The following is a 23,286-nucleotide window of genomic DNA, read 5'->3' as shown; positions in this document are numbered from 1 at the left end:
ACATAATTCGACATGACCGCGATTGCCCTTTCATTCTCCAATCGGGCGCGAATCCCCGCCACATAGGGGAAAACCAGCGTGAGCGCGTGTCAACCGGATTGCTGTTCTGGCCGTTCTGGCAGACAGCATTTGCCATAATGGACGTGCCGAGGGTCCTGGATACCGTTGACGCCCGAGCGCATGAACGACCAAAAACGTTTTCACCACCGATGGAGTGTCACATGAAAATCCAATCCGCTATCGCTACGCTGGTGCTGGGCGCTGTCCTCGTTTCGCCGGTGTTCGCGGAGAACAGCCAGCAAACGAAAATGGCCGACTGTAACAAGCAGGCCGGCGACAAGAAGGGCGACGACCGCAAGGCATTCATGAAGACCTGCCTGTCCGCCAAGCCGGCCGCCGCCGCGCCGATGAGCCAGCAGGACAAGATGAAGGCGTGCAACACGCAAGCCGCCGACAAGAAGGGTGATGACCGCAAGGCGTTCATGAAGAGCTGCCTGTCGTCCGCGCCGTCCAAGTGATCGCAGCAAGTCAAACATGGCGAATCGGCGCCGCGCGACGAGCGCGGCGCACGAGCGCTTTCCGTTCGAACACAGCGACGCCGTACTCGGCGCGCTGATTGCCTGCCTCCCGCCCCGCCCTTCACTGTCCACCCGCCCGAACGCGCCATTTTTCTTCTATGATGGCTGCGGAGACGGCCCACCCCCATATACAACATTAGACGGGCCGCCATCTTGTCGTTGGTGCTGCAGAGCATCCATCGGAGGCAAGGATGGTATCGAAGCATAAAAACCGCTGGCTGAGGCGGTGGCTGGTCGTCATCATATTCTGGGCGGTGCCCGTGGCGATCGTGGCGGTGAGCGAGATTCGCGAGGAAATGGCGTACAACGCCGTCGACCTCGACCGCGCGCTCACCAGCTGGAATTTCACCGACGCACAACGCGCCGCCGGCGCTCCTGCGCGCTGCCACGGCAAGCCGGATGAGGCGCAAGCCGCAGGCTGCCCAAGCGAGGTGCTGGCCGCGAACGCGGCGCGTCAACAGGACGCCCGCAATGAATACAGCGTGCGCCGCGCTACGCTGATGGCTTACCTCTGGCATGCATTCGTCGGCTACTGGATCGTGCCGGCCGTCACGCTGTTCCTGCTCGGCATGTTGATCGGCATGGTGCGTCGCGTATTACGGCGTCCACCTGCGGTCAAAAGTCCGGCGAATCACGGATGAAAGTGCCGATCCGATCCGGCATCCGATCTGCGGCGTCGAAGCAACACTTTCAGTTTGATTGCAACGCTGATCCGCACGGCGAAAAATCGGTAAAAATGAACCGCCGATGCGCTCGCGCGCACCCTTCCATTGAGCCCAATCAAATCCGGCACGATTTCCCCGAAACCATTCCAACGCGTGGCGCGCGTGGCTACGCCGCGGGTTCCCGCAGCGGTCAAAATTACAGCACGACGCCTTACGATTTGCCCGAAACCCCCGTCACACAAGGCTTTTGGCCTGCCAAGGAAGCGCGCCATTTGTGCTTGCGTGTGATATAACTCAAAGGCAACCCGGCAATATCAAATGAGGTTGCGCCCCGGAACCATGACGGAGAAAAACGATGCAAAGACGAAACTTCATGTTGAAGACTACCGCTGCGCTCGCTTTCGGAGGCCTTGCACTCGCTGGTTGTACGACGAACAAAGGCAACCCTGACACACCCGCCACCGACGCATCCAAACGCCAGTCGATCGACGCCAGCGTCGACGGCACCATGTCGCGGCTCTTCACGACTGTGAAGGGCTCGCGCGAACTGGTCTCTAAGGCGCGCGGCGTTCTCGTTTTCCCGTCGGTGCTTCAGGTGGGCTTTATCGTCGGCGGTCAGTACGGCGAAGGCTCACTGCGGGTCGGCGGCGGCACGGTCGGGTACTACAGCACGATTTCCGGTTCGTTCGGCTTTCAGGCAGGTGCGCAATCCAAGGCGATCATCTTCCTGTTCATGACCCAGGATGCACTGGATAAATTCCGCAATGCCGACGGCTGGTCGGCGGGCGGCGACGCCTCTGTCGCGCTGGTGAAGATGGGCGCCAACGGCGCGATCGACACCAACACCGCGACGGCGCCGGTCGAGGTGTTCGTGCTCACCAATGCCGGCCTGATGGCCGATGTATCACTGCAAGGCACCAAGGTCTCGCGTCTGAAAATCTAACGCGCGCGGTCCGATTGCCGGTCTGCGGGGTGTGCGTCTGATCCGCCGGGTTCCGTGAGCAGCGGTGGCCGGATCAGACGCAATCCCACGCGGACCGCCTGTGCATTGCAAGCAACGTGGCACGCGCCGCGCCGGTGAGCTTTTGCGGGCCAAGGTTCAGCGCGGGTGTACCGCATGGCCTGACGCAGAAATCGCGGCCGTCCGCTGCGCCTCGCTTTTCCGACTGATGCGGCAATAAAAAGCGGCGGTGCGCACCACGCATCGCCGCTCTTTTTTATCCCGCCGCGTTGGCTGAATCCCTTCGAATCAGCTTCCCGACGTATCGATCACCTTGAAGCGCGAACGCTTCTGCGCGCGAATCACCGACTGATACGCGTTCACATACTGTTGAGCCATGCGGTGCGAGGTAAAGCGCTCCTCGAAGCGCTGCCGCACACCCGCACGCGGCATCTTGTGCAGACGATTGACCGCCGCCACGGCGCCGATCTCGTCCTCCACGATATAGCCCGTCACGCCGTCTTCCAGCACTTCCGGCACCGAGCCGCGGTTGAACGCGATCACCGGCGTGCCGCATGCCATTGCTTCGATCATCACGAGACCGAACGGCTCGGGCCAGTCGATCGGAAACAGCAAAGCGTGCGCACCGGACAGGAACTCGGCCTTCTGATGATCCGCAATCTCGCCGATGAACTCCACATAGGGCAAATCCAGCAACGGACGGATGTCGCGTTCGAAATACTCGCGGTCGGCCGCGTCCACCTTCGCCGCAATGCGAATCGGCATACCGCAACGGCCGGCAATCCGGATCGCCGTGTCGACCCGCTTTTCCGGCGAAATCCGGCCGAGAAACGCCAGGTACTTCTGCTCGACCGGTTGCGGCGTATAGAGCTGCTCAGGCAAGCCGTGATACACGGTGGTCAACCACTTGGCCTGCGGCAGCGGATGGCGCTGCGCGTTCGAAATCGAGATCACGGGCGCCGTGTTGAAGGTGTCGAATACCGGCTGTTGCTCCGGCAAGTCGAGCCGGCCGTGCATGGTCGTCACGAACGGCGTTTCCTGACGCTTGAAAACCGAGAACGAGTAATAGTCGAGGTGAAAATGCAGAACGTCGAAGTCTTCGGCCTGGCGGCGCACCAGTTCCATCAGCAGCATATGGGGCGCGACGCGATCGCGAATGCCCGGGTCGAGCCGCAAGGCGCGCGGCCAGACGGCTTCTAACTTCGCGCTGGTGACGGAATCGCCGCTCGCGAACAGCGTCACGTCATGGCCGAGTTCGACCAGCGCCTCGGTGATGTACGACACGACGCGCTCCGTGCCGCCGTAAAGCTTCGGCGGCACCGATTCGGTCAGAGGGGCGATCTGCGCAATCTTCATATTGTGTCTCCGTAAGCTGACGGCTTGCGCCTTGGGCGGTGCACGTCAGCGGCGCTGCGTATGACAGCGCCGATACCTCCGATCAATGCAATGGTCGCGCTCGGGCGCGATGCAGGACCGGCATCGAAGCATTATTCACTACGGGACAACAAAAAACCGCCAATCTTGCATTTTCTCGGCGCTGTTACATCCAGCTTACATGCGGCGCGCCGCCGAAACGATTGTGCGGTTATCTCGCCGGCCATTTCCACGGCGGCAGATCTCGATCGTCCGGGTCGGCGATACGGGTCGCGCCGAAGTGCTTCTCCAGCACGATCGACTGGCTCGCCTCCTCACGCTCCAGAGACGCGATCAGCCGCGCCGCATGCGACACCACCAGCACCTGCGAATGCGCGGCGGCTTGCGCGATCAGACGGGCGAGCGCCGGCAGCAAATCCGGATGCAGGCTCGTTTCGGGCTCGTTCAGCACGAGGAGTTCGGGCGGACGAGGCGTCAACAGCGCCGCGACCAGCAGCAGATAGCGCAAGGTGCCGTCGGACAGCTCCGCGCCTTTCAGCGCTCGCAGCAAGCCATGCTGCTGCATCACCACTTCGAAGCGGCCGTCCTGGGTCGCGACGTCGAGGCGCGAGCCCGGAAAAGCGTCGTCGATGGCGGCGTCGAGCGCAGCCGGGTCGCCGATCTCGCGGATGGTTTGCAAGGCCGCGGCGAGGTCCGCGCCGTCGTTCGCGAGCACCGGCGTGTGCGTGCCGATCTGCGGCAGACGCGCGGGCGCTTCGGCGTCGGTGCGGAAATGGTCGTAGAAGCGCCACGAGCGGATCTGCTCGCGCACCGTGACCATCTCGGGCGCGGTGCGTGGATCGGAGAACTCCGTCATCATGCTGTCGAAGCTGGCGACGGGTTGCGGAATGGTTTGCCAGTCGCCACGCTCATCGCGCGTGCGCAACGCCGGGCCGTGCCGGTCCACCAGCAAGGCTGAAGGCCGCAGCACCGGGCCGCTCCAGATGCATTCACGCTTGATGACTGGATCAAGCGTGAACTTGCTGGGAATGGGAGGTGACGGCCGCTCTGGCGCCGGCAGACCGAGATCGATCGCATAGCCGAACTGGTCGCCGGCAAAACCTAGCCGCAGACTCACAGGCTCGTTGCGCCGCGTGCCCTCGACCGGAAACTCGCCGGCCAGTACCGCCCGCGAAAAGCGCTCAGGACCGGCCCACAACGTGGACGGCAAGCCGCCTTCGCGCGCCAGCGAAGTAATCACCCCGCCGCGCGCCGTCTCCGCCAGCAACCGCAGCGACCGATACACGCTCGACTTGCCACTACCATTGGCGCCTGTGATCACATTCAGGCGGCCGAGCGGCACGATCAACTCGCGCAGCGACCGGTAACCCGCGACAGCCAATGTGGTCAACATGCGTCCGCCTGACCTTCAGCCGCGCATGCGTGCGCGCTCCGTAGCGCCGCTACGCGCCCGCACGCGGCGAAACGTCCGCTCGACGAGCGGGCCACGCACTGGTCGATACATGCCGTCATTTATGCCCGCCGCCCTTGCCCGGCTTCTGCACCGGCACGCTGCGCAGATCGCGCAGGAAGGTATCGCGCCAGACACCCAGATCGTTCTTGCGCAGCGCCGCCATGTTGATCTCGTGGCGCCGCTGACGCGCGTCGAGCGGCATCTGCAACGCGCGCTGCAACGCTTCGCACATGCCGATTGCGTCGTGTGGATTGACGAGCAGCGCGCCCGTTAGCTCTGCCGCCGCGCCCGCGAAAATCGACAGCACCAGTACGCCGGGGTCGTCGGGATTCTGCGCGGCGACGTATTCCTTCGCGACCAGGTTCATGCCGTCGTGCAGCGGCGTCACGAAACCGATCTGCGACTCGCGAAACAGCGACATCAGCTTCCAGCGGTCGTACTGCTGGTTCAGATAGCGAATGGGCGTGTAATCAAGTCCCGAGTAGCGGCCGTTGATGCGCCCTGCTTCGTACTCCAGATCCTGGCGAATCTTCTGGTAGGTGGCGACGTCCGAGCGCGTGGGCGGCGCGATCTGCACCAGCGTGACGTTGCCGCGCCATTCCGGCGAGCGCTCCAGCAGATGCTCGAAGGCGCGGAACCGCTCGACGAGTCCCTTCGAATAATCCAGCCGGTCGACGCTCATGATCAGCTTGCGGCCTTCCAGGCTCTGCTTGAGGTCGAGCACGTGCTGACGGCTTTCGTAGCGCTTCGCCTGCTCGGCGATTTCGTCGGGGAACACGCCGATCCGGTACACGCCGGTGCGCAGCTTGCGGCCGAATGCTTCGACCACGCCGTCCGCGCCCACCGTACCGCGGGCGTGGCGCGTGACGTAATCCTTGAACGCAAGTTCGTCGGTGGCGGTCTGGAAGCCCAGCAGGTCGTAGCACGACAGCGACTTCACCAGTTCTTCATGCGGCGGAATGTTGAGCAGGATCTGCGGCGCGGGAAACGGAATATGCAGGAAGAAGCCGATGCGGTTCGTCACGCCCTCGTTGCGTAGCGCCTCGGCGAACGGGATCAGATGGTAGTCGTGAATCCAGATCACGTCGTCGGGTTCGAGCAACTTGATCAGCTTGTGCGCGAGCCACGCATTGACGCGCCGGTAGCCCGCGTACTCCTCGCGCTCGTAACGTGCGAGGTCGTTGCGGTAGTGGAATACCGGCCACAGCGTCGCGTTCGAAAAGCCGCGATAGTACTGGTCGTAATCCTTGCGCGTGAGACCCACGGTCGCGAAGGTCACCGCGCCGTCCTGCTCCAGCGTCGGACCCGCATTGGCGACGGTCTCGCTGACCACGTCGCCGCTCCAGCCGAACCACACGCCTCCGGCATCTTTCAGCGCGCCGAATACGCCGACCGCGAGGCCGCCGGCCGATCCTTTGGTTTCCGTCGGCGTTGCGACGCGATTCGACACGACGATGAGTCGGCCCATGTTGCATGTCCTCCTTGGTTCGCGCGGCGCGCTTGCGTATCGATCATCGGGTCTTTCGCGATGTCTCGTCTCGTGCGCCAATCGCGAGGAGAACCCAAAACACAATGAGACACGCGAAGCCGCGCCGGCTTCGTGAGTGAGTGGACGGTTCGACCGCTTTGGTGCCCGATCAGTTGCATTCGTCGGCGTCGGCGTTCCACAGTCTGGCGGTTTGGTGGTCAAAGCCGTGGTTAGAGCAGCGATCGAACCTGCCGCCGGACTGCTGTCAAGCCTCCGTCAAAACGCCCTCTAGCCGCCCTCTAGCCGCCTGTTTGATCGCCTGTTTGACCGCTTGTCTGATCGCTGTCTGATCGCTGCTGTCTGATCGCTGTCAAGCCCGCCGTCAGCCCGCCGTCAAACTTTTTCCTTCACATGCTGCGGCAGTTCGTCCGCCGGTGGCCTCGCGGCGCGGCTCGCCACCGGATCGGCCTCGGTGTGCGCGGCCGTGCTGCCAGCCGGCGTCTGCGTGCTGCGCGGCACCCAGTCGAGCGCTTCGCCCTTGCCGGCTTCGAGTTCCGCCGACACTTCCGCGCGCGCCCGCGGCAGGTACTGCGGGTAGTGCTTCTGAATGTAGTCGAGCAATCCCTCGCGCACCCGGCAGCGCAAATCCCAGTTCAAGCCGGAATCGAGCGAACTGACGAGGGCGCGCAATTGCATCGAGCGCTCGGTGCCGTCCGTCACCTGCAACACCTGCACGCGGCGATCCCACTCGGGCGCGTCCTCGACGATGCGCGCGAGTTCTTCGCGCAACGGCGCGAGCGGCATGCGGTAGTCGACGTAGAGAAACACCGTGCCGATGATCTGCGAACTGCTGCGGGTCCAGTTCGAAAACGGGTTTTCGATAAACCATTGCAGCGGGACGATCAACCGACGTTGATCCCACAGACGCACCGATACATACGTGCCGGTGATTTCCTCGATACGCCCCCACTCGCCCTGAATCACGACGACGTCGTCGAGACGGATCGGCTGCGACAGCGCGATCTGCAAGCCGGCGATCAGATTGCCGAGCACCGGCCGCGCGGCGATACCGGCGACCAGTCCCGCCACACCCGCCGAAGCAAGCAGGCTCGCGCCGATCTGCCGGACATTGGGGAACGTCATCAACGCGCCGCCCACGCCGACGATCACGATCACGAACATCACCGAACGCGCGAGCACGCGCGCCTGGGTATGGATGCGGCGCGCCTGGAGGTTGTCGGCGGTATCGAGCGGATGGGCCTGAATGATCGCCTCGCCGATCGCCGCCGCCGAACGCACCGAGAGCCAGGTAATCGCGCCGATCAGCGCGATTGCGGCGGCGTCGCGCAACGGCGTGATGAAGGTCAGCGTGTCGGGCGCTTCCCAGCCCACTGCCTCCAGTGCGAGGATCACGAGCACGAATAGCGCCGGCTTGTCGATATAGCGCAGCACCACGCTGGTGAGCGGATAAGGTCGCGCGAGCCGCGTCACGATGCGCGCGCCGATCCGATGGATGCCCACGGCCAGCACCACCGCGATCACCGAGACGATCAACGCGCCGAGCCACGTGTGCAGCGGCGCTTCGGCGATACGGCTGAGGTCGTCGAGAGTAGGCATGAAGGGGAATGTCCTCCTGGCATGAATGCTGAGCTGAGCCGGCGCGGAATCGGCCACCGGCATGGCCGCGGTGTGGCTGCGGAGTGGCGAAAGGCGCCCGGCTGCCGGGCGGCGCCGATCGCCAGGCGCCGCTGAAGCGGACGCGAGGCCGCACGACTGCATGGCCTGCCTACTGACATCTTAGATTGTTCTTCCGCGCGATCCGCGAAAGGTGCCGAGGCCAGCCGCCTCTGCAAGCGGACAGCCGGCGTTGAGACCGAATCTCAGGTGGAGCGGTGAGAACCACCCCGAAGTGCCCACGGCTGAAAAGCCGGAACTCCCTCATGGGCCGAAACGCCCAACACGCCGGATGCCGACGCGCAGGGCATCAGCCGTGATTCATTTCAACTGCCGCTCTTGCAGGGAAACGCTTTACCGAGCCCGAGCGAGATCGCCGTGCTGGCGTTATAGCCCGCGACGATCGGATTCTCAGCGATATATTTGCGCACCGCGTCGGTCAGCTGCGCCGAGCGCGCGTCCTGCGGCAGGCAGAAGTACTGGCCGACGCGCGGGCCGGTCGTGCCGCCGATCGCGTCGATGGTGTTGAAGATGCCGTCGGCGGCGCCTTCGATATAAGCGGCGCACGCGCTACGCGACGCCACGTCCGTCTTGGTGCACAGCTTGTTGAGGTCGCCTCCCGTAAACGCGGCTGCCGATAGCGGTACGGCGAGCGCGCTGGCGAAAATCAAAGCCCGCAGCATGGTGTTCCTTTCCAGGGTCGTTTATCAGGCGGTCTTTCGCCGCATCCAAAGGGCGCGCACATGTGGCGCGCCAAAGTCGACATTCTGCACTGTTTTGCGAAGCGCAAGCGTGCGGGCCACCGCTATCTTCAGGCACTTTTTTTGAGCCGGGTAAGTTGGCGGCGCCAAGTGCTCCGGCGCTTGCGTGCTCCAGCGGTACCACGGCAGCGTTTCGCGGGCTACGCCCCTCGCGGCAGGCAGACCGCGCGGGCTTTTGACAGGAGCTCAGATGGCCGTCAGTGCGGGTGGGCCTTCGATTGGCGCTTCAGGCGGCAGGCAGAGCGCGTGGACCTTCGACTCGCGCTCCGGGCCGCCGACAGAGCGCGTAGATCTTCGACTCGCGCTCCAATTGGCCGGCCAGAGCGCATACACCTTCGGCTCGCGCTCCAGACTGCCGACGGAGCGCAGACACATTCGACTCGCGCTCCAGCCGCCGGCAGAGCTCATAGACCCTCTACCCGCGCCCCAAGCCGCCAGCAAACCGGCCGCCGTGAGCCGCGCGCATTATTTCTGCTGCATCTGCTGCAGGCGCGCGGTCAACCCTTCGACCACGTCCGGCTCCTTGTAAGTCTTCGCGAAATCGAGCGCCGTCATGCCGATCTGGTTCTTCACCGTCAGGTCCGCGCCGTTGTCGAGCAACAGCTTCACGGTCGACACGTGGCCGCCGCGCGCGGCCATCATCAGCGGCGTGGTGCCGTTCGGCGAGCCGGCGTCGACGTAGGCCGAATGGTCGAGCAGCACCTTGACGATGTCGTCGTTGCCGTTCGCCGCCGCGTAGTGCAACGGCGCCCAGCCCTTCTTGTTGACCTCGGCGTCTTTCGCGATAAGCTGGTTGACGAAGGCGAGATCGCCGTTCAGCGCGGCCATCATCATCGCGTTCTCGCCGGCCTTGTCCTGAATCTCAATGTTCGTCTTCGGATTGGCGAGCAGCGCGGCGCCGACTTTGTCCGATTTCTCGCGCGCGGCCAGCACCAGCAGCGGAATGCCCTGGTTATCCACGCTGTTCGGGTCCATGCCCTTGGCAAGCAACTTGTTGACGCCGTCCACGTCGTCGAACTTGACCGATTTGATCAGCGAATCGATCGGCGCCGCCTGGGCCGGCGACACCGCCAGCGAAGTCAGCGCGGCACAAACGAGCGCAGCGGCGAACGTGACGCGCGAGACGCCGCGCCGTGCCGAAGCCAGCGCGCCACGCGTTGTCACGCCTGCTGCGAAAGTGTCCTGCCGGGCAGTCACCGACATCGAAATTTCTCTCATATTTAACTTTAGGAAACTTCCCTATCCTATTGATATTTATCGACTTTACGCCTCACGCACCAGCCGGCGCGGGAATCTTGAAAAGGCGGAAGAAGTTTTGCGTGGTCGCCTCGGCCAGCGCCGCTTCCGGCATGTCGCGTTGTTGCGCGATGAACCGTCCGACATAACTTACGTACGCAGGTTCATTAGGCTTGCCGCGATACGGCACGGGCGCGAGATACGGCGAGTCGGTTTCGATCAGCAAACGCTCCAGCGGCACGCGGCGCGCGACGTCCTGCACGTCCGTCGCGCTCTTGAACGTGACGATGCCCGACAACGAGATGTAAAAATTCTGCGCGAGCGCCTGTTCGGCAACATGCCACGGCTCGGTGAAACAATGCATCACGCCGCCCGGCTCGCCTGCGCGCTCCTCGGCCATGATGCGCAGCGTGTCTTCCGACGACGATCGCGTATGAATGATCAGCGGCTTGTTCGTGGCGTGCGCCGCCCGGATATGGGTGCGAAAGCGCTCGCGCTGCCATTCCATGTCGGCGATGGTGCGGCCTTCCAGCCGGTAGTAGTCGAGGCCGGTCTCGCCGATCGCGACCACTTTGGGATGCGCGGCCAGTTCGACCAGTTCGGCGACGCTCGGCTCGCGCATGTGCTCATGATCCGGATGCACGCCGACCGACGCGTATACGTTCTCATACCGGCTGGCGATATCCAGCACGGAAGGCAGCGTTTCGAGATCGACGGACACGCACAGCGCATGCGTGACCGAATGGCCGCGCATGTTCTCGAGCACCTGCGGCAGGCGGTCGGCGAGTCCTTCGAAATTGATATGGCAATGCGAGTCGACAAACATGGGGGTGTCCTGCGTAGGGCTGGCTCGAAGGGAATCAGGCGGCGGCCGGAGCTGTCGCGGCGGCGTCGAGGCGTTTGCCGAGAATCACCAGATCGCGCTCCACGCCGTCCAGCACGGCCACGCGCGGCAACGATCCCCACGTGTCGAAACCGAAGCCGCGGAACAGTCGCAAGCTCGCGTCATTGTGGCCGAAGATGAAGCCAAGCACGGTATCGATGCCGAGCGCCGGCGCCGCCGCTAGCGAAGCCGCCAGCAATTGCTTGCCGAGACCCTTGCCACGCGCGCTTTCGTCGAGATAGATGCTGACTTCGGCGGTGCGCAGATAGGCCGGGCGGCCGTAAAAGTCCGAAAAGCTCAGCCATGCGATCACGCGGCCGGGCTGTTGCGAGTCTTCCACTACCCACAACGGACGCTTGTGCGGGCCATGCGCGTGAAACCAGGTCAGCCGGCTTTCGACGCTGACCGGCTCGAGATCGGCGGTGACTTGCCGCGACGGCACCGTCGAGTTGTAGATGGCGACGATAGCGGGCAGATCGTCGAGCGTGGCATCGCGGTAGGAAAGGCTCATGGTGCGTTGAACGTGAGATGGAAGCGGATAGTTGACGAACGGCGGACGAACGGCGCAGGACGAATGGCGGGCCGGCGCCGGCTGTGAGGCGCGGCGCAGCGCGCCAGCGGCCGAGAACGCGCCCCGCACGCAGCGGCGGCTTACGCGAACAACTCGCGATAGCCGATAAACAGCTCTTCGAACACCAGCCGCGCATTCAGCGGATGGTTCTCGACGGCGCGTTGGCGCGTCACAGTGCGCATGAAGCGCGCGAACGCGCTGGCATCGGCCTGCGACGCGCAGCGCGTCAATGCCGCCGAGGCTTGCGGGAAGTAACGGGGCGCGCCCGCCGTGCGCTGGGCCAGCAAATCGTACATCCAGCGTTGCAGCCAGCCTAGCACCAGCGGCACAGGCAGCTTCTGCAATGCTTCGCCGCAGGCGAAAGCGTCGCACTGCGGGCCGGCGGCCAGTTGCTTGAGCGTCCAGTCGCGCAGCGTGCGGTTCTCGTCGCTGGCGAGCGCGAGCGCCGTGAGCGGCGCGCCGCCGGCTTCGGCGAGCAGCGCGGGCGCCTCGGCCACGCCTTGCGCGGCAAGCCACTTCGTCGCCACGTCCGGCGCGGGCATGGTCATCGGCCATTGGCGGCAGCGGCTGATGATGGTGGGCAACAGGCGATCGATACGCGCCGACACCATCAGGAACACGACTCCCGCCGGCGGTTCTTCGAGCGTCTTCAGCAGCGCATTGGCCGCGGCGATATTCAGCCCTTCCGCCGGATACAGCACGACCACGCGCGCGCCGCCGCGGTGCGAGCCCACGCCGACGAAATCGAGCAAACCGCGAATCTGTTCGATCTTGATTTCCTTGCTGGGCGTGCGCGTCTTCTTGCCTTCGTCGGCATCGGCCTTGTCGGCTTTTTCGTCCGCGGCGTTGTTCAGGCCCGCTTCGGCGGCCAGCGCCTCGGGCACGACGATCCGGTAGTCCGGGTGATTGCCCTGCGCGAACCAGTTGCAGGCCACGCACGCGCCGCACGGCTCCCCGTTGGCCTGCTGAGCCTCGCACAGCAAGCCCTGCGCGAGATGCTGCGCGAAGCGCAGCTTGCCGATGCCCGCCTGCCCATGCAGCAACAGGGCGTGCGGCCAGTGGCCGCGCAGTTGCTGCAGGCGGTTCCAGTCATCGGCTTGCCACGGATAAATCATTGTTTCTCTTTTCAATCAGACGGTTGCATACGTTACATGCAGTACTGCATGAACTCTGAAAAACGATATAAACCAAGGCTATATTCTTTTTAAATCAAAGAACTGCGATCAATTCTGCAAGTCTTCTCTGAATCTGCGTAATGCTCTGCGCGGAGTCAATGATAGCGAACCGGTACGGCGCTTCTTCGGCGCGGCGCAGATATTCGGCGCGGGTGCGATTGAAAAATGCCGCCGATTCGCTCTCGAAGCGATCCGGATCGCGTGCCGCACTGCGCCGCTCGCTGGCGATTTCGGGCGCGAGGTCGAACAGCACTGTCAGGTCCGGCTGGAAACCGCCCTGCACCCAGCGCTCCAGCGTTTCCAGCTTGTCGCGCGGCAGTCCGCGGCCACCGCCCTGATAGGCGAAGGTGGCATCCGTGAAACGGTCCGACAGCACCCAGTCGCCGCGCGCGAGCGCAGGCTCGATCACTTCGGCCAGATGCTGGCGGCGCAACGCGAACATCAGCAGCGCTTCGGTTTCGAGGTCCATTTTCTGATGCAGCACGATTTCGCGGATCTGCTCGCCGAGCGGCGTGCCGCCCGGTTCGCGCGTCATGACGACCGCGCGGCCGGTGCTTGCCACTTTCTGTTCGAGGCGCTCCCGAAACCAGCTGAGGTGGGTGGTCTTGCCCGCCCCGTCGATGCCTTCAAACGTAATGAATTTGCCCCGCGCCATCATTGCCCTCGAATGTATTTGTCCACGGCCTTGTTGTGATCGCCGAGGGTGTCGGAAAAGATACTGCTGCCGTCGCCGCGCGAGACGAAATACAGCGCGGTGCTGGGTGCCGGGTTCAGCGCCGCCTGCAGCGACGCCACGCCGGGCAGCGCGATGGGCGTTGGCGGCAGCCCCATCCGGGTGTAGGTATTGTAGGGAGTGTCGGTCTGCAGGTCTTTCTTTCTGATGCGTCCGCTGTAGCTGTCGCCCATGCCGTAGATCACGGTCGGGTCGGTTTGCAGCGGCATACCCACGCGCAGCCGGTTCGCGAACACCGCGGCCACCATGGGCCGGTCGGACGGCTTGCCGGTTTCCTTTTCGATGATCGACGCCATGGTCAGCGCGTCGTACGGCGTCTTGTACGGCAGATTCGCCGCGCGCGCGGTCCACGCCTCGTCCAGACGCAAGCGCATCAGACGGTAGGCGCGGCGGTACACGTCGAGGTCGCTGGTGTTTTTGTCGAACAGGTAGGTGTCGGGGAAAAACAGTCCCTCGCCATTGCCGATCGACGCCTCCGGCGCGTTGATCGCGTTCATCAGGTCGGCGTCGCTCATCCCGGCCGTGTCGTGCCTGAGCGCCGGATTGGCATCCAGCTCGGCGCGCATGCGCTTGAAGGTCCAGCCTTCGATAATGGTCGCCACGTATTCGTTGACGTCGCCGCGGGCGATTTTCTGCAGCACCTCATACGGCGTCACGCCCGTCTTGAACTCGTAGTTGCCCGACTTCAGCTCGCTTTGCAGTCCGAGCAGCCGCGTCATGATGACGAACAGCTCCGCTTCGACCGGCACGCCGCCGCGATTGAGTTGCAGCGTGACGCTGCGCAAGCTGCTATGCGGCTTGACCGTGACATCGAGTTGCGCAGGGGTCAGATCGAGTGGGCTGGTGGCCCAGTGGTATCCGCCAGCAATTGCGGCTGCGGCCAGCACAACGACGAGTGAGCCGGCAATGAAACATTTCTTGAACAGGGACATGCGAAACGTGGCAGGGTTGGACTGCATATAATACTTGTTTGCCTTAGCCAAAGTCAGAATTGACTGTTCCCGGAATCCATGAACACACCGCTCGCTACCGCTTCAGGCACGCCTCCAACCACAGCTCCTACGGCAGCCGCCGCCACACCGGCAAGTCTTCCCGCGCTGCCGCGCCCCTCCGCCGATGAATTCGACGCGCTCGTTCAGCATGGCGCGTATATGCCGCTCACGCAGTTCGGCGTGATCGACGCCACCGGCGACGACGCGGCAAGCTTCCTGCACGGCCAGTTGACCAACGACACCCAGCACCTCGACGCCGCCAATGCGCGCCTGGCCGGTTACTGCTCGGCCAAAGGGCGTCTGCTGGCGTCGTTCCTCACGTGGCGCAGCGGCGATACGATCCGCCTGCTGGTGTCGAAAGACGTGCAGGCCGCAGTGCAGAAGCGGCTCTCCATGTTCGTGCTGCGCGCCAAAGCCAAACTCACTGACGCGAGCGGCGAACTGGCGGTGATCGGTCTTGCCGGCGACGTGCGCAAGGCGCTCTCGAATGTGTTCGACGCGCTGCCGGACGGCGTGCACGTGAAAGTGGACGGCGCGGCGGGCTCGCTGATTCGCGTACCGGACGCGCTCGGGCGCCTGCGTTATCTGTGGATCGGTCCGAAGGCGCAGATCGAGTCGCACCTGCCCTTGCTGGACGAGAAGCTCAAACGCGTCTCGCCGGCCGTGTGGGACTGGCTCGACATTCGCGCGGGCGAGCCGCGCATCACCCAGCCGGTGGTCGAGCAGTTCGTGCCGCAAATGGTCAATTTCGACGTGCTGGGCGCGGTGAATTTCCGCAAAGGCTGCTATCCCGGCCAGGAAGTGGTGGCGCGCAGCCAGTATCGCGGCACGATCAAACGGCGCACTTCGCTCGCCAACGTGGCGGGCGAACTCGACACGGTGCGCGCGGGCGCGGAACTGTTCCATTCGGACGATCCGGGCCAGCCGTGCGGCATGGTGGTGAACGCGGCATCAGCGCCGGAAGGCGGCGTCGATCTGCTGGTCGAGATCAAGCTCGCGGCGCTGGAAAACGGCTCGGTGCATCTGGGCGCGGCGGACGGTCCGGCGCTGCGCTTCCTTGCGCTGCCCTACGGGCTGCCCACCGAAGTCTGACATTCTCGCGGGGAACGAAGCGGCGCAGTCAGGCGCCGCTTTTTACTGGCCTTTTCAACTGCAACGCCTCCACCGGGAGACGCCCCCGATGTGCCTGATCGTGTTCGACTGGCGACCCGACGCGGTCGACGGCCCGCTCTTCACGCTTGCCGCCAATCGCGACGAGTTCTTTCGCCGCACGGCCGAACCGGTCGGCTGGTGGCACGACGCGCCGACGGTGCTGGCCGGGCGTGATCTGCAAGGCGGTGGCACGTGGCTCGGCTCGTCGCGCGACGGCCGCTTCGCCGCGCTGACCAATTACCGCGCGCCGCACGAAATGCGCGCCGACGCGCCGACCCGCGGCACGCTCGTCAGCGACTGGCTGAGCGGCGCCACGCGCGACTCGAATGGCAACCCGCACGGCACGCCGCTCGCGTACCTGCGGCACGTCGCGCAAACCGGCGACATCTATAACGGGTTCAATCTGCTGGTGGGCGACTGGACGCGCCGCGAACTCGCCTGGTACTGCAACCGTTCCGAGCGCGCGCCGACGCTGCTCGAACCCGGCACGCACGGCATCTCGAACGCGGTGCTCGATACCGCGTGGCCGAAGCTCGTCAAAAAGCGCGCCGAACTGGGCACGCTGCTCGCGCGCAACGCGATGCCGCCGCTCGAACGCCTGATCGACCTGATGCGCGATCCGCGCCTCGCCCGCGACGACGAACTGCCGTCCACCGGCATTCCGCTCGAACGCGAACGGGCGCTGTCGGCTGCATTCATCGAAACGCCGGAGTACGGCACACGCGGGACGACCGCACTGCGCGTGACCCTGCACGGCGAAGTGATCAGCGTGGCCGTCGCCGAGCGCAGCGACGACAACGGCTCGCATCGGATCGCGCGGCCCGGCGACTTCGAGCGCAGCTTCGCCTTCAATATCGAACGCGAGATCGCGTGACGATGGTCCGGCGGCTCGTCAGCCGCCGACAACCCGATGAACGCCCTCAGTCGGAATCGAAGGCCGCGCGCAAGGCCGCGGCGGCATCCGCATGCGCCTGCGCGACGTCCGGCACGAAACCGCCCATCTTGAAGAACTCGTGGATCATGCCCGGATAGCGCTTGAGCGTGACCCGATTACCCAGCGCGTGCAATTTCTCCGCGTAGGCGTCGCCCTCGTCGCTCAAGGGATCGTATTCGGCGGTGGCGATCCATGCAGGCGCGACGCCGCTGAATTCGGGCGCGCCAAGCTGGCCGTCGAGCGGCGCGAAACGCCAGTCGTCACGGTCGCTGCGCGCGCGCACGTAATGGTCGAAGAACCATTGAATCGTATCGCCCGACAGCAGAAAGCCGTTGGCGAAGCGCGAGTGCGAATCGGTTTGCTGATGGCCGGTCGTGCCCGGATAGATCAGCAATTGCAGCGCGAGTTCAATGCCGGCGTCGCGTGCGAGCACCGCGCAGACCGTGGCCAGCGTACCGCCTGCGCTATCGCCGCCCACTGCCAGCCGGCCGGCGTCCAACCCGTATTCCGCTGCGTGCGCGTGCAGCCAGCTCAAGGCGTCGAAAGCGTCCTCGACGGCAGTGGGAAATTTGTATTCGGGTGCAAGGCGATAGTCCACGGACAACACCGCGCAATTGCCGTCGCGCGCGAACATCCGGCACAGCGCATCGTGCGTATCGACGCTGCCCACCGTGAAGCCGCCGCCGTGGTAATACACGAACGCCGGCGCGGGCTCGGCCCAACTCGGCTCGACCGGATGGTACAGACGCGCACGAATCGTCGCGCCGTCGCGTGTCGCGATTTGCAGATCGTCGATCGCGAACATCGGCGCGCTCGCGATCTCCAGAATCGGCGCGCTTTTTTCGTACGAGGCCCGCGCGTCCTGCGCGGTCATTTCATGGAGCTTCGGGCGCCTGGCCCGTTCGATCATGTCGAGCACCTGCTCGATCTTCGGATTCAGCGGCATGGTGCGTCTTATGGCGCATAAGCGCCGAAGGTTTGAAATAAACCGGCGCGGTTCAAAAGGAAACCGGCGCCCTGGATCCCAGCGGGCGCCGGCGATACGGTAAGCGTCCCGGCTAGCCGGCGTTGTTCACTTCCGGCTTCAGCGACATTGGATCAGTGGGATTGCGCAACTGCTCGATATCCTCGTGGCGCAGCTTCACCGTTGCCATGATGCCCGGATGCGTGACGATGTAGAAACGCCGCGCCGCGATCGCTTCGAAGGTGATGTCTGCGACGTCGTCGGCACTCAGCTTGCCCGACTGCACCGCGCGCTGCAGCTGCTTGCCCGCGGCGATCTGCGAGCGGGTCGGGCCGCTGTCGTTGCGCAGATCAGCAGGCCGCGCGCGTTCCGCATTGGCGATGCCGGTCGGCACGAAGGCCGGGCACAACAGAGAACAGCCGACCTGGCCGCCTGCCGTTCCCGCCTGCGCGGCCTGCGCCAGCTGCAGATCGTGATACAGCGTTTCGGTGAGCGACACCACCGCGTGTTTCGACGCGTTGTAGATGCCCATGGCGGGCGGCGACAGCAAGCCCGCGACGGACGCCGTGTTGACGATATGCGCGGGCTCGTTCTGCGCCAGCATGATCGGCGTGAACACCCGCACGCCGTGCGCGACGCCCATCACGTTCACGCCGAACACCCACGACCAGTCGTTCGCCGAGCTTTCCCACAGAAAGCCGCCCGCGCCTACGCCTGCGTTGTTGAACAGCAGATGCACCTTGCCGTAAGCGGCCAGCGCGGCTTGCGCCAGCGCTTCGACCTGCGCCGCGCTCGCGACGTCGGTCGGCACGCCGATCGCTTCGGCGCCGCCGGCGCGCAATGCGTCGACGGTTTGCTCGAGCGCACCGGGATTCACGTCGGCCAGCACGAGCTTCATGCCGAGCGAGGCGCCCTTCTGCGCGAATGCGCGGCCGAAGCCGCTGGCCGCACCGGTGATCACCGCCACCTTGCCTGCGAAATCGAACATCGTGTCACTCCATTGGATTGAGCGGCGCCCTGCGTGGGCTGCCCGACTGCCGCCGCGCTCAGATCAGCTTGACGAGTTGCTTGCCGAAGTTCCTGCCTTTGAGCAGGCCAATGAACGCCTCAGGCGCCGCATCGAGTCCTTGCGCGATGGTCTCGCGATAGTGCAGCTTCTTCTGCGCAACCAGCGTGCCGAGTTGCGTGAGCGCTTCGGGCCATACGTCCATATGCTCGCTCACGATGAAACCCTGCACCAGCAGACGCTGCGTGAGCATCAGCGACGGATGCTTGAGCGGCAACGGCTGGCCGTCATAGCCCGCGATAAACCCGCACAGCGCGATCCGGCCGAATGCGTTCATGCGCGCGAGCGTCGCGTCGAGCACTTCACCGCCGACGTTCTCGAAGCAGCCATCCACCCCGTCCGGCGTCACCGCCTTGAGGTCCTGATAGAGATTGCCGGCCTTGTAGTCGACGCACGCGTCGAAGCCGAGCGTCTCGGTGACATAGCGGCACTTGTCCGCGCCGCCGGCAATGCCGACTGCGCGCGCGCCGGCCAGCTTCGCCAGTTGGCCGACCACGCTGCCCACCGCGCCGCTCGCCGCGCTGACCACCACCGTCTCACCCGCTTTCGGCGCGATGATGCGGTTCAGGCCGTACCACGCCGTGACGCCGGGCATGCCGACCGGGCCGAGATAGGCGGATAGCGGCACATGCGTGTCGTCGACTTTCTGCAGGCCCGTTCCGTTCGACGTGCCGTATTCTTGCCAGCCAAACATCGCGACGACTTTGTCGCCGACTGCGAACTTCGGATTTTTCGACTCGACCACTTCACCCACCGTGCCGCCGATCATCACTTCGTTCAGCGGCTGCGGCGGCGCATACGACTTGCTGTCGTTCATGCGGCCGCGCATGTAGGGGTCGAGGGACAGGTAGTGATTACGCACGCGCAATTCGCCTTCGGCCAGCGGCGCGAGCGGCGTTTCGACGAGGCGGAAATTGTCCGGGGTCACAGCCCCCTGCGGGCGCGACGCCAACACGAGTTGGCGGTTGATCTGGGTCATGGCGATCGTCTCCATAAGTTGCCGATGGGATCGGCGGATGATTCGAACGGCTTACACGAAGGCGGAGCCAGGAGGCGCGGACGCCTCCCTGACACGCACGGTTCAAGGCAGCGCTCAGCCGTCGCTCGGACCGGGTTTCGCCGACGGGTCGCTGCGCAAACGCTGCTGCCTCACCTCGCGGCCGACGGCGAGACGCCGCATGTATTTGAACGTGCCGAGCGCCTTGGCGACGAAGTGGCCCTCGCTGTCGCGAATCTCGCCTTCGCAATAAGCCATGGTGGTCGAGCGGTGCAACACGCGGGCAGTGGCACGTAATTCGCCGCGGCCCGGCTGCATGAAGTTGACCTTCATTTCGACCGTGACCACGCCCACCCCGTCGCCCGCGAGACTGCGCGCGGCCATGGCGAGCGCGATGTCGGCGAGCGTCATCGTGACGCCGCCGTGGGCGACGTCCCACGTATTCATATGATCCGGCTGCAACGGCAGCGCGACTTCGCTAGCGCCGTCCGCAGCCGACACTAACTGCGCGCCTAACCGGTCGACGAACGGGCTCTCGAGCAGGGTTTCGGTACTCGCTTTGGATGAAGGCGAATCGGTCATGGCTGTTTTCAAATTTCGTGGTCAGTGCGTTCATGCGGTTGATGCAGGACGCGAGAATGCCTTCGGCCGAGGCAAACACTAAGCCTATCAAACTTACACCTTCGATGGAGCTTTATCAGGAGGTCGGGCCGGCACGCAAAGGCGCAGGCGACACCGGTAATGGCTAGCTCGCGAGCATTGCGCTTCGCTGTGAATTGCGCCGGCAGGATCGAAATGAAGGACGATTGGAGGGGTGATGACCCGATTGGGCTCCACGCTCCGCGAGTTGCGCCAATCGGGTAAGGACTTTATCGACGATAAATCAGAGAGTGGCTGCCAGACGTTCAGACACGCAATTCTTTCAGCGATCTAGTGGCTGAAGTCAGCCCCCAACCAACCCGCTGCAGTGGTTTTAGCATGAGTGACGGCGCCTTGTGCGTCGGGGAAAATGCCAAGCTCGTCCCACCGTTCTTCCGCCGCGAAAGGCCCCTTGATTCCAAGCGCCTTCTGAATGCTCAACTGCGCCGCATACCTGCCGTCCTCGAGAGGCCGGGCCGTTGCCACCACTTTGTGCGGGAGTCCTTGCCGCACGGGCTGAATCAGTTCCAGAGGACCACCGGCCGCACCCACATCGATCAACTCGTTGCGCGTGTTGCAGTCGGGGCAATAGAAGAAAAACGCGTTGTTATCCCGGTTCGGTTTGACCTGTTTGCGGGCCAGCACAGCTCGACACTCGACGTTTTCGCAAATGAATGGCATATCGGTCTCCGTGATGATTTTCGAATCGTGGCGCGGTGCAGATCGCCATTGGCCTCCGGGAAACGATCTGCCAGAAGCCGCCGGGGAGCAATCAGCAGATGACCGGATTGCTAATGGCGGGGAGATGCCACTAGCCGGGCAATATGCTTTTTCAGGTACTTGTCAATTGTACGTCGGCGCCACGTCCGTGCCGCGCCGGCTCACTCTGCAACGCGGCGTCGTGTCGATCAGCGGAGTGGGTGCGAACACAGCCGCGTTCGTCCAACACGGCCCGGTACAATGCGTGATCCAAGCCGCTTGTTTCGAGGTGCAGGTCATGTCCTTCTTCCGCGCGCTGCTGTTAGGCCGTTCCATTCGTCTGGCCACGGTCCTCACCATCGTCACGCTAACGCTCAACGGCTGCGCGGGCCTGTTCGGCGGCGACCCATTGCGCGTGAACGTAGCCGGTATCGAACCGATCGACGGCCAGGGTCTGGAGATGCGCTTCAACGTAAAACTGCGCGTGCAGAATCCCAACGATTCCACGGTCAGCTTCAACGGCGTGTCGCTCGATCTCGAACTGAACGGCAAGCCGTTCGCAAGCGGCGTGAGCGATCAGGCCGGCACCGTGCCGCGCTTCGGCGAAACGGTCGTCAATGTGCCGTTGACCGTGCCGGCATTCGCCGCGGTTCGCCAGGCGTTCGCCTTCGCAGGCGCGGCGCAGTCGGGGCAAATTCCGTACATTCTGCGCGGCAAGCTCGCGGGTGGACTCACCGGCACGACGCGATTCGTCGATCAAGGCACGTTGAGCCTGCCGTCGACCGGCATGGCGTTGCCGTGATACGGGTAATCGGCGTCTACACCGCGCGCGGATAAAAAAACGAGTGCCGCGGGTTCGTCGCCGTCGCGCCGAACCACACGGTACTCGCCGTTCTTTACCGCTCGAACGGGATCACACCACTTCGAACAAACCCGCCGCGCCCTGCCCGCCGCCAATACACATCGTCACGACGACGAGCTTCGCGCCGCGCCGCTTGCCTTCAATCAACGCATGGCCGGTCAAACGCGCGCCCGATACGCCATACGGATGGCCCACCGCAATCGCGCCGCCGTTCACGTTCAGGCGATCGTGCGGAATACCGAGCTTGTCGGCGCAATACAGCACCTGCACCGCGAACGCTTCGTTCAGCTCCCACAGGTCGATGTCCTCAACCTTCAAACCCGCCTGCCTGAGCAGCTTCGGCACCGCGAACACCGGGCCAATGCCCATCTCGTCCGGCTCGCAACCGGCCACCGCGAAGCCGCGAAAAATCCCGAGCGGCTGCAAGCCTTCGCGCTCCGCCACCTTCGCGTTCATCACCACGCAAGCCGACGCGCCATCCGAGAACTGGCTTGCGTTGCCCGCGGTGATCACGCCGCCCGGCATCGCGGTACGAATCTTCGACACACCCTCGAGCGTCGTGTCGGCGCGAATGCCCTCATCGCCGCTGACGGTCACTTCTTTCGTGAAGAGACGGCCGGTCGCCTTGTCGGCAACACCCGCGAGCACCGTCAACGGCACGATCTCGTCCTTGAACTTGCCGGCTTCGAGCGCGGCGGCCGCGCGCTGTTGCGAACGCACGCCATATTCGTCCTGGCGTTCCTTTGAGATCGAGTAGCGTTTCGCCACATTCTCCGCGGTCTGCAACATCGACCAGTAGATTTCGGGCTTGTTCTGGCTGAGCCAGCCTTCGGTCATCATGTGCCGGTTCATCTCGTTCTGCACGCACGAGATCGACTCCACGCCGCCCGCCACATACACGTCGCCTTCACCGGCGATCACGCGTTGTGCGGCAAGCGCGATAGTTTGCAATCCAGACGAACAGAAACGGTTCACCGTCATACCCGGCACGCTGACCGGCAAACCCGCGCGCAGCGCGATCTGCCGCGCGATGTTCATGCCCGTCGCGCCTTCCGGGTTGGCGCAGCCCATGATCACGTCCTCGACGCGCGCCGGGTCGAGCTTCGCGCGCTCGACGGCAGCGCGAGTGACATGGCCGCCGAGCGTCGCGCCGTGCGTCATGTTGAAACCGCCGCGCCATGATTTGGCGAGGCCCGTGCGGGCGGTCGATACGATTACGGCGTCAGTCATGCGTGTCTCCTGTGTCGACCAGAGTTAGCGCTTTAGCTGTCGCCGGAGTTCGCGCTTTAGCGCGCCGCTCCAGCCCCATGCAAAGCTCGTCACTCCGGTCTCGCGCAGCGCGCTTTGGTCCCATACGAGTTGGTGGATACTTGCAAATTGCAAATGTCGTTAGTGGCGCTGACCGGCGCATCGCCGGCCAGCGCCGCGTCAGTCATTTCACTCGCGCCG

25 protein-coding genes are annotated in these 23,286 nt (G+C 64.3%); 7 read left to right on the top strand and 18 right to left on the bottom strand.

Features of this window, described 5'->3' with window-relative positions; translation table 11 throughout:
* Positions 1–221 precede the first annotated feature (221 nt).
* From AC57B1_RS18885 to AC57B1_RS18870, 4 genes are all read left to right on the top strand, one after another.
* Positions 222–518, top strand: coding sequence for a PsiF family protein (locus AC57B1_RS18885; protein WP_408343545.1), 297 nt, complete (start codon positions 222–224; stop codon positions 516–518).
* Between the two features lie 251 nt (positions 519–769).
* Positions 770–1,219: a hypothetical protein gene (locus tag AC57B1_RS18880; RefSeq protein ID WP_408343543.1), complete on the top strand. Its 450-nt coding sequence runs from the start codon at positions 770–772 to the stop codon at positions 1,217–1,219.
* Positions 1,216–1,536 carry a hypothetical protein gene (locus AC57B1_RS18875; protein ID WP_496418274.1) on the top strand — a complete coding sequence of 107 codons (321 nt, stop codon included), beginning with the start codon at positions 1,216–1,218 and terminating at the stop codon, positions 1,534–1,536. The genes AC57B1_RS18880 and AC57B1_RS18875 overlap by 4 nt, the downstream gene beginning before the upstream one ends.
* Positions 1,537–1,598: 62 nt before the next feature.
* Positions 1,599–2,186, top strand: coding sequence for a BPSL1445 family SYLF domain-containing lipoprotein (locus AC57B1_RS18870; RefSeq protein ID WP_408343539.1), 588 nt, complete (start codon positions 1,599–1,601; stop codon positions 2,184–2,186).
* 306 nt (positions 2,187–2,492) lie between these two features.
* On the opposite strand, the gene AC57B1_RS18865 is transcribed toward AC57B1_RS18870, so the two are convergent.
* From AC57B1_RS18865 to mltG, 12 genes are all read right to left on the bottom strand, one after another.
* Positions 2,493–3,560, bottom strand: a complete 1,068-nt coding sequence (locus tag AC57B1_RS18865) for a glycosyltransferase family 4 protein (protein ID WP_091794311.1) — start codon at positions 3,558–3,560, stop codon at positions 2,493–2,495.
* 229 nt (positions 3,561–3,789) lie between these two features.
* Positions 3,790–4,971 carry an AAA family ATPase gene (locus tag AC57B1_RS18860; protein ID WP_091794313.1) on the bottom strand — a complete coding sequence of 394 codons (1,182 nt, stop codon included), beginning with the start codon at positions 4,969–4,971 and terminating at the stop codon, positions 3,790–3,792.
* A gap of 115 nt (positions 4,972–5,086) precedes the next feature.
* On the bottom strand, positions 5,087–6,499 hold the full coding sequence (gene otsA / locus AC57B1_RS18855; RefSeq protein ID WP_408184686.1) for an alpha,alpha-trehalose-phosphate synthase (UDP-forming): 1,413 nt from the start codon (positions 6,497–6,499) through the stop codon (positions 5,087–5,089).
* A gap of 393 nt (positions 6,500–6,892) precedes the next feature.
* Positions 6,893–8,116, bottom strand: coding sequence for a mechanosensitive ion channel family protein (locus AC57B1_RS18850; RefSeq protein WP_408343533.1), 1,224 nt, complete (start codon positions 8,114–8,116; stop codon positions 6,893–6,895).
* Between the two features lie 383 nt (positions 8,117–8,499).
* The gene (locus tag AC57B1_RS18845) at positions 8,500–8,856 is read right to left on the bottom strand and encodes a Rap1a/Tai family immunity protein (protein ID WP_091794320.1); all 357 of its coding nucleotides are present in this window, start codon (positions 8,854–8,856) and stop codon (positions 8,500–8,502) included.
* A gap of 264 nt (positions 8,857–9,120) precedes the next feature.
* Entirely contained in the window at positions 9,121–9,309 is a 189-nt protein-coding gene (locus tag AC57B1_RS18840) for a hypothetical protein (protein WP_408184684.1), read from the bottom strand.
* A 90-nt stretch (positions 9,310–9,399) separates the two neighbouring features.
* A complete protein-coding gene (locus AC57B1_RS18835; RefSeq protein ID WP_496418273.1) occupies positions 9,400–10,137 on the bottom strand; it encodes an ankyrin repeat domain-containing protein in 738 nt (245 codons plus the stop codon).
* 67 nt (positions 10,138–10,204) lie between these two features.
* Positions 10,205–10,996: a TatD family hydrolase gene (locus tag AC57B1_RS18830; RefSeq protein ID WP_408343529.1), complete on the bottom strand. Its 792-nt coding sequence runs from the start codon at positions 10,994–10,996 to the stop codon at positions 10,205–10,207.
* Between the two features lie 34 nt (positions 10,997–11,030).
* Positions 11,031–11,564 (bottom strand): GNAT family N-acetyltransferase, encoded by a 534-nt coding sequence (locus AC57B1_RS18825; protein WP_091794327.1) that lies wholly within the window; start codon positions 11,562–11,564, stop codon positions 11,031–11,033.
* A gap of 140 nt (positions 11,565–11,704) precedes the next feature.
* Positions 11,705–12,739, bottom strand: coding sequence for a DNA polymerase III subunit delta' (locus AC57B1_RS18820; RefSeq protein ID WP_408292800.1), 1,035 nt, complete (start codon positions 12,737–12,739; stop codon positions 11,705–11,707).
* Between the two features lie 94 nt (positions 12,740–12,833).
* A complete protein-coding gene (tmk, locus tag AC57B1_RS18815; protein ID WP_496418272.1) occupies positions 12,834–13,454 on the bottom strand; it encodes a dTMP kinase in 621 nt (206 codons plus the stop codon).
* A complete protein-coding gene (mltG, locus tag AC57B1_RS18810; protein ID WP_408343590.1) occupies positions 13,454–14,464 on the bottom strand; it encodes an endolytic transglycosylase MltG in 1,011 nt (336 codons plus the stop codon). Before mltG ends, tmk begins: the two co-directional genes overlap by 1 nt.
* Positions 14,465–14,542: 78 nt before the next feature.
* Between mltG and ygfZ the strand changes: the two genes are divergently transcribed.
* Positions 14,543–15,616 (top strand): CAF17-like 4Fe-4S cluster assembly/insertion protein YgfZ, encoded by a 1,074-nt coding sequence (gene ygfZ, locus AC57B1_RS18805; protein WP_496418271.1) that lies wholly within the window; start codon positions 14,543–14,545, stop codon positions 15,614–15,616.
* 88 nt (positions 15,617–15,704) lie between these two features.
* The gene (locus AC57B1_RS18800) at positions 15,705–16,550 is read left to right on the top strand and encodes an NRDE family protein (protein ID WP_408184680.1); all 846 of its coding nucleotides are present in this window, start codon (positions 15,705–15,707) and stop codon (positions 16,548–16,550) included.
* 46 nt (positions 16,551–16,596) lie between these two features.
* Here AC57B1_RS18800 and AC57B1_RS18795 read toward each other — a convergent pair whose 3' ends face one another.
* The 5 genes from AC57B1_RS18795 to AC57B1_RS18775 form a co-directional block, all read right to left on the bottom strand.
* Positions 16,597–17,556 carry an alpha/beta hydrolase gene (locus tag AC57B1_RS18795; RefSeq protein WP_496418270.1) on the bottom strand — a complete coding sequence of 320 codons (960 nt, stop codon included), beginning with the start codon at positions 17,554–17,556 and terminating at the stop codon, positions 16,597–16,599.
* 112 nt (positions 17,557–17,668) lie between these two features.
* Entirely contained in the window at positions 17,669–18,562 is an 894-nt protein-coding gene (locus tag AC57B1_RS18790; RefSeq protein ID WP_496418269.1) for an SDR family oxidoreductase, read from the bottom strand.
* 58 nt (positions 18,563–18,620) lie between these two features.
* Entirely contained in the window at positions 18,621–19,619 is a 999-nt protein-coding gene (locus AC57B1_RS18785; protein ID WP_496418268.1) for an NADP-dependent oxidoreductase, read from the bottom strand.
* A 114-nt stretch (positions 19,620–19,733) separates the two neighbouring features.
* Complete coding sequence (locus AC57B1_RS18780; RefSeq protein WP_091794342.1) at positions 19,734–20,219, bottom strand: PaaI family thioesterase; 486 nt, start codon at positions 20,217–20,219, stop codon at positions 19,734–19,736.
* Positions 20,220–20,567: 348 nt separating this feature from the next.
* A complete protein-coding gene (locus tag AC57B1_RS18775) occupies positions 20,568–20,957 on the bottom strand; it encodes a hypothetical protein (RefSeq protein WP_091794346.1) in 390 nt (129 codons plus the stop codon).
* 316 nt (positions 20,958–21,273) lie between these two features.
* On the opposite strand from AC57B1_RS18775, the gene AC57B1_RS18770 reads away from it, so the two are divergent.
* Positions 21,274–21,777, top strand: a complete 504-nt coding sequence (locus tag AC57B1_RS18770; RefSeq protein ID WP_496418267.1) for an LEA/WHy family protein — start codon at positions 21,274–21,276, stop codon at positions 21,775–21,777.
* Positions 21,778–21,888: 111 nt separating this feature from the next.
* Here the strand turns inward: AC57B1_RS18770 and AC57B1_RS18765 are convergent, their stop codons facing one another.
* Positions 21,889–23,067 (bottom strand): acetyl-CoA C-acyltransferase, encoded by a 1,179-nt coding sequence (locus AC57B1_RS18765; RefSeq protein WP_408292822.1) that lies wholly within the window; start codon positions 23,065–23,067, stop codon positions 21,889–21,891.
* Positions 23,068–23,286: the final 219 nt, after the last annotated feature.

The organism is Paraburkholderia sp. BGA-UO-ETr-F21 (genome assembly GCF_059567925.1).
Note: the sequence above shows the minus strand (reverse complement) of the source record. Positions and strands in the feature narration are given on the sequence as shown.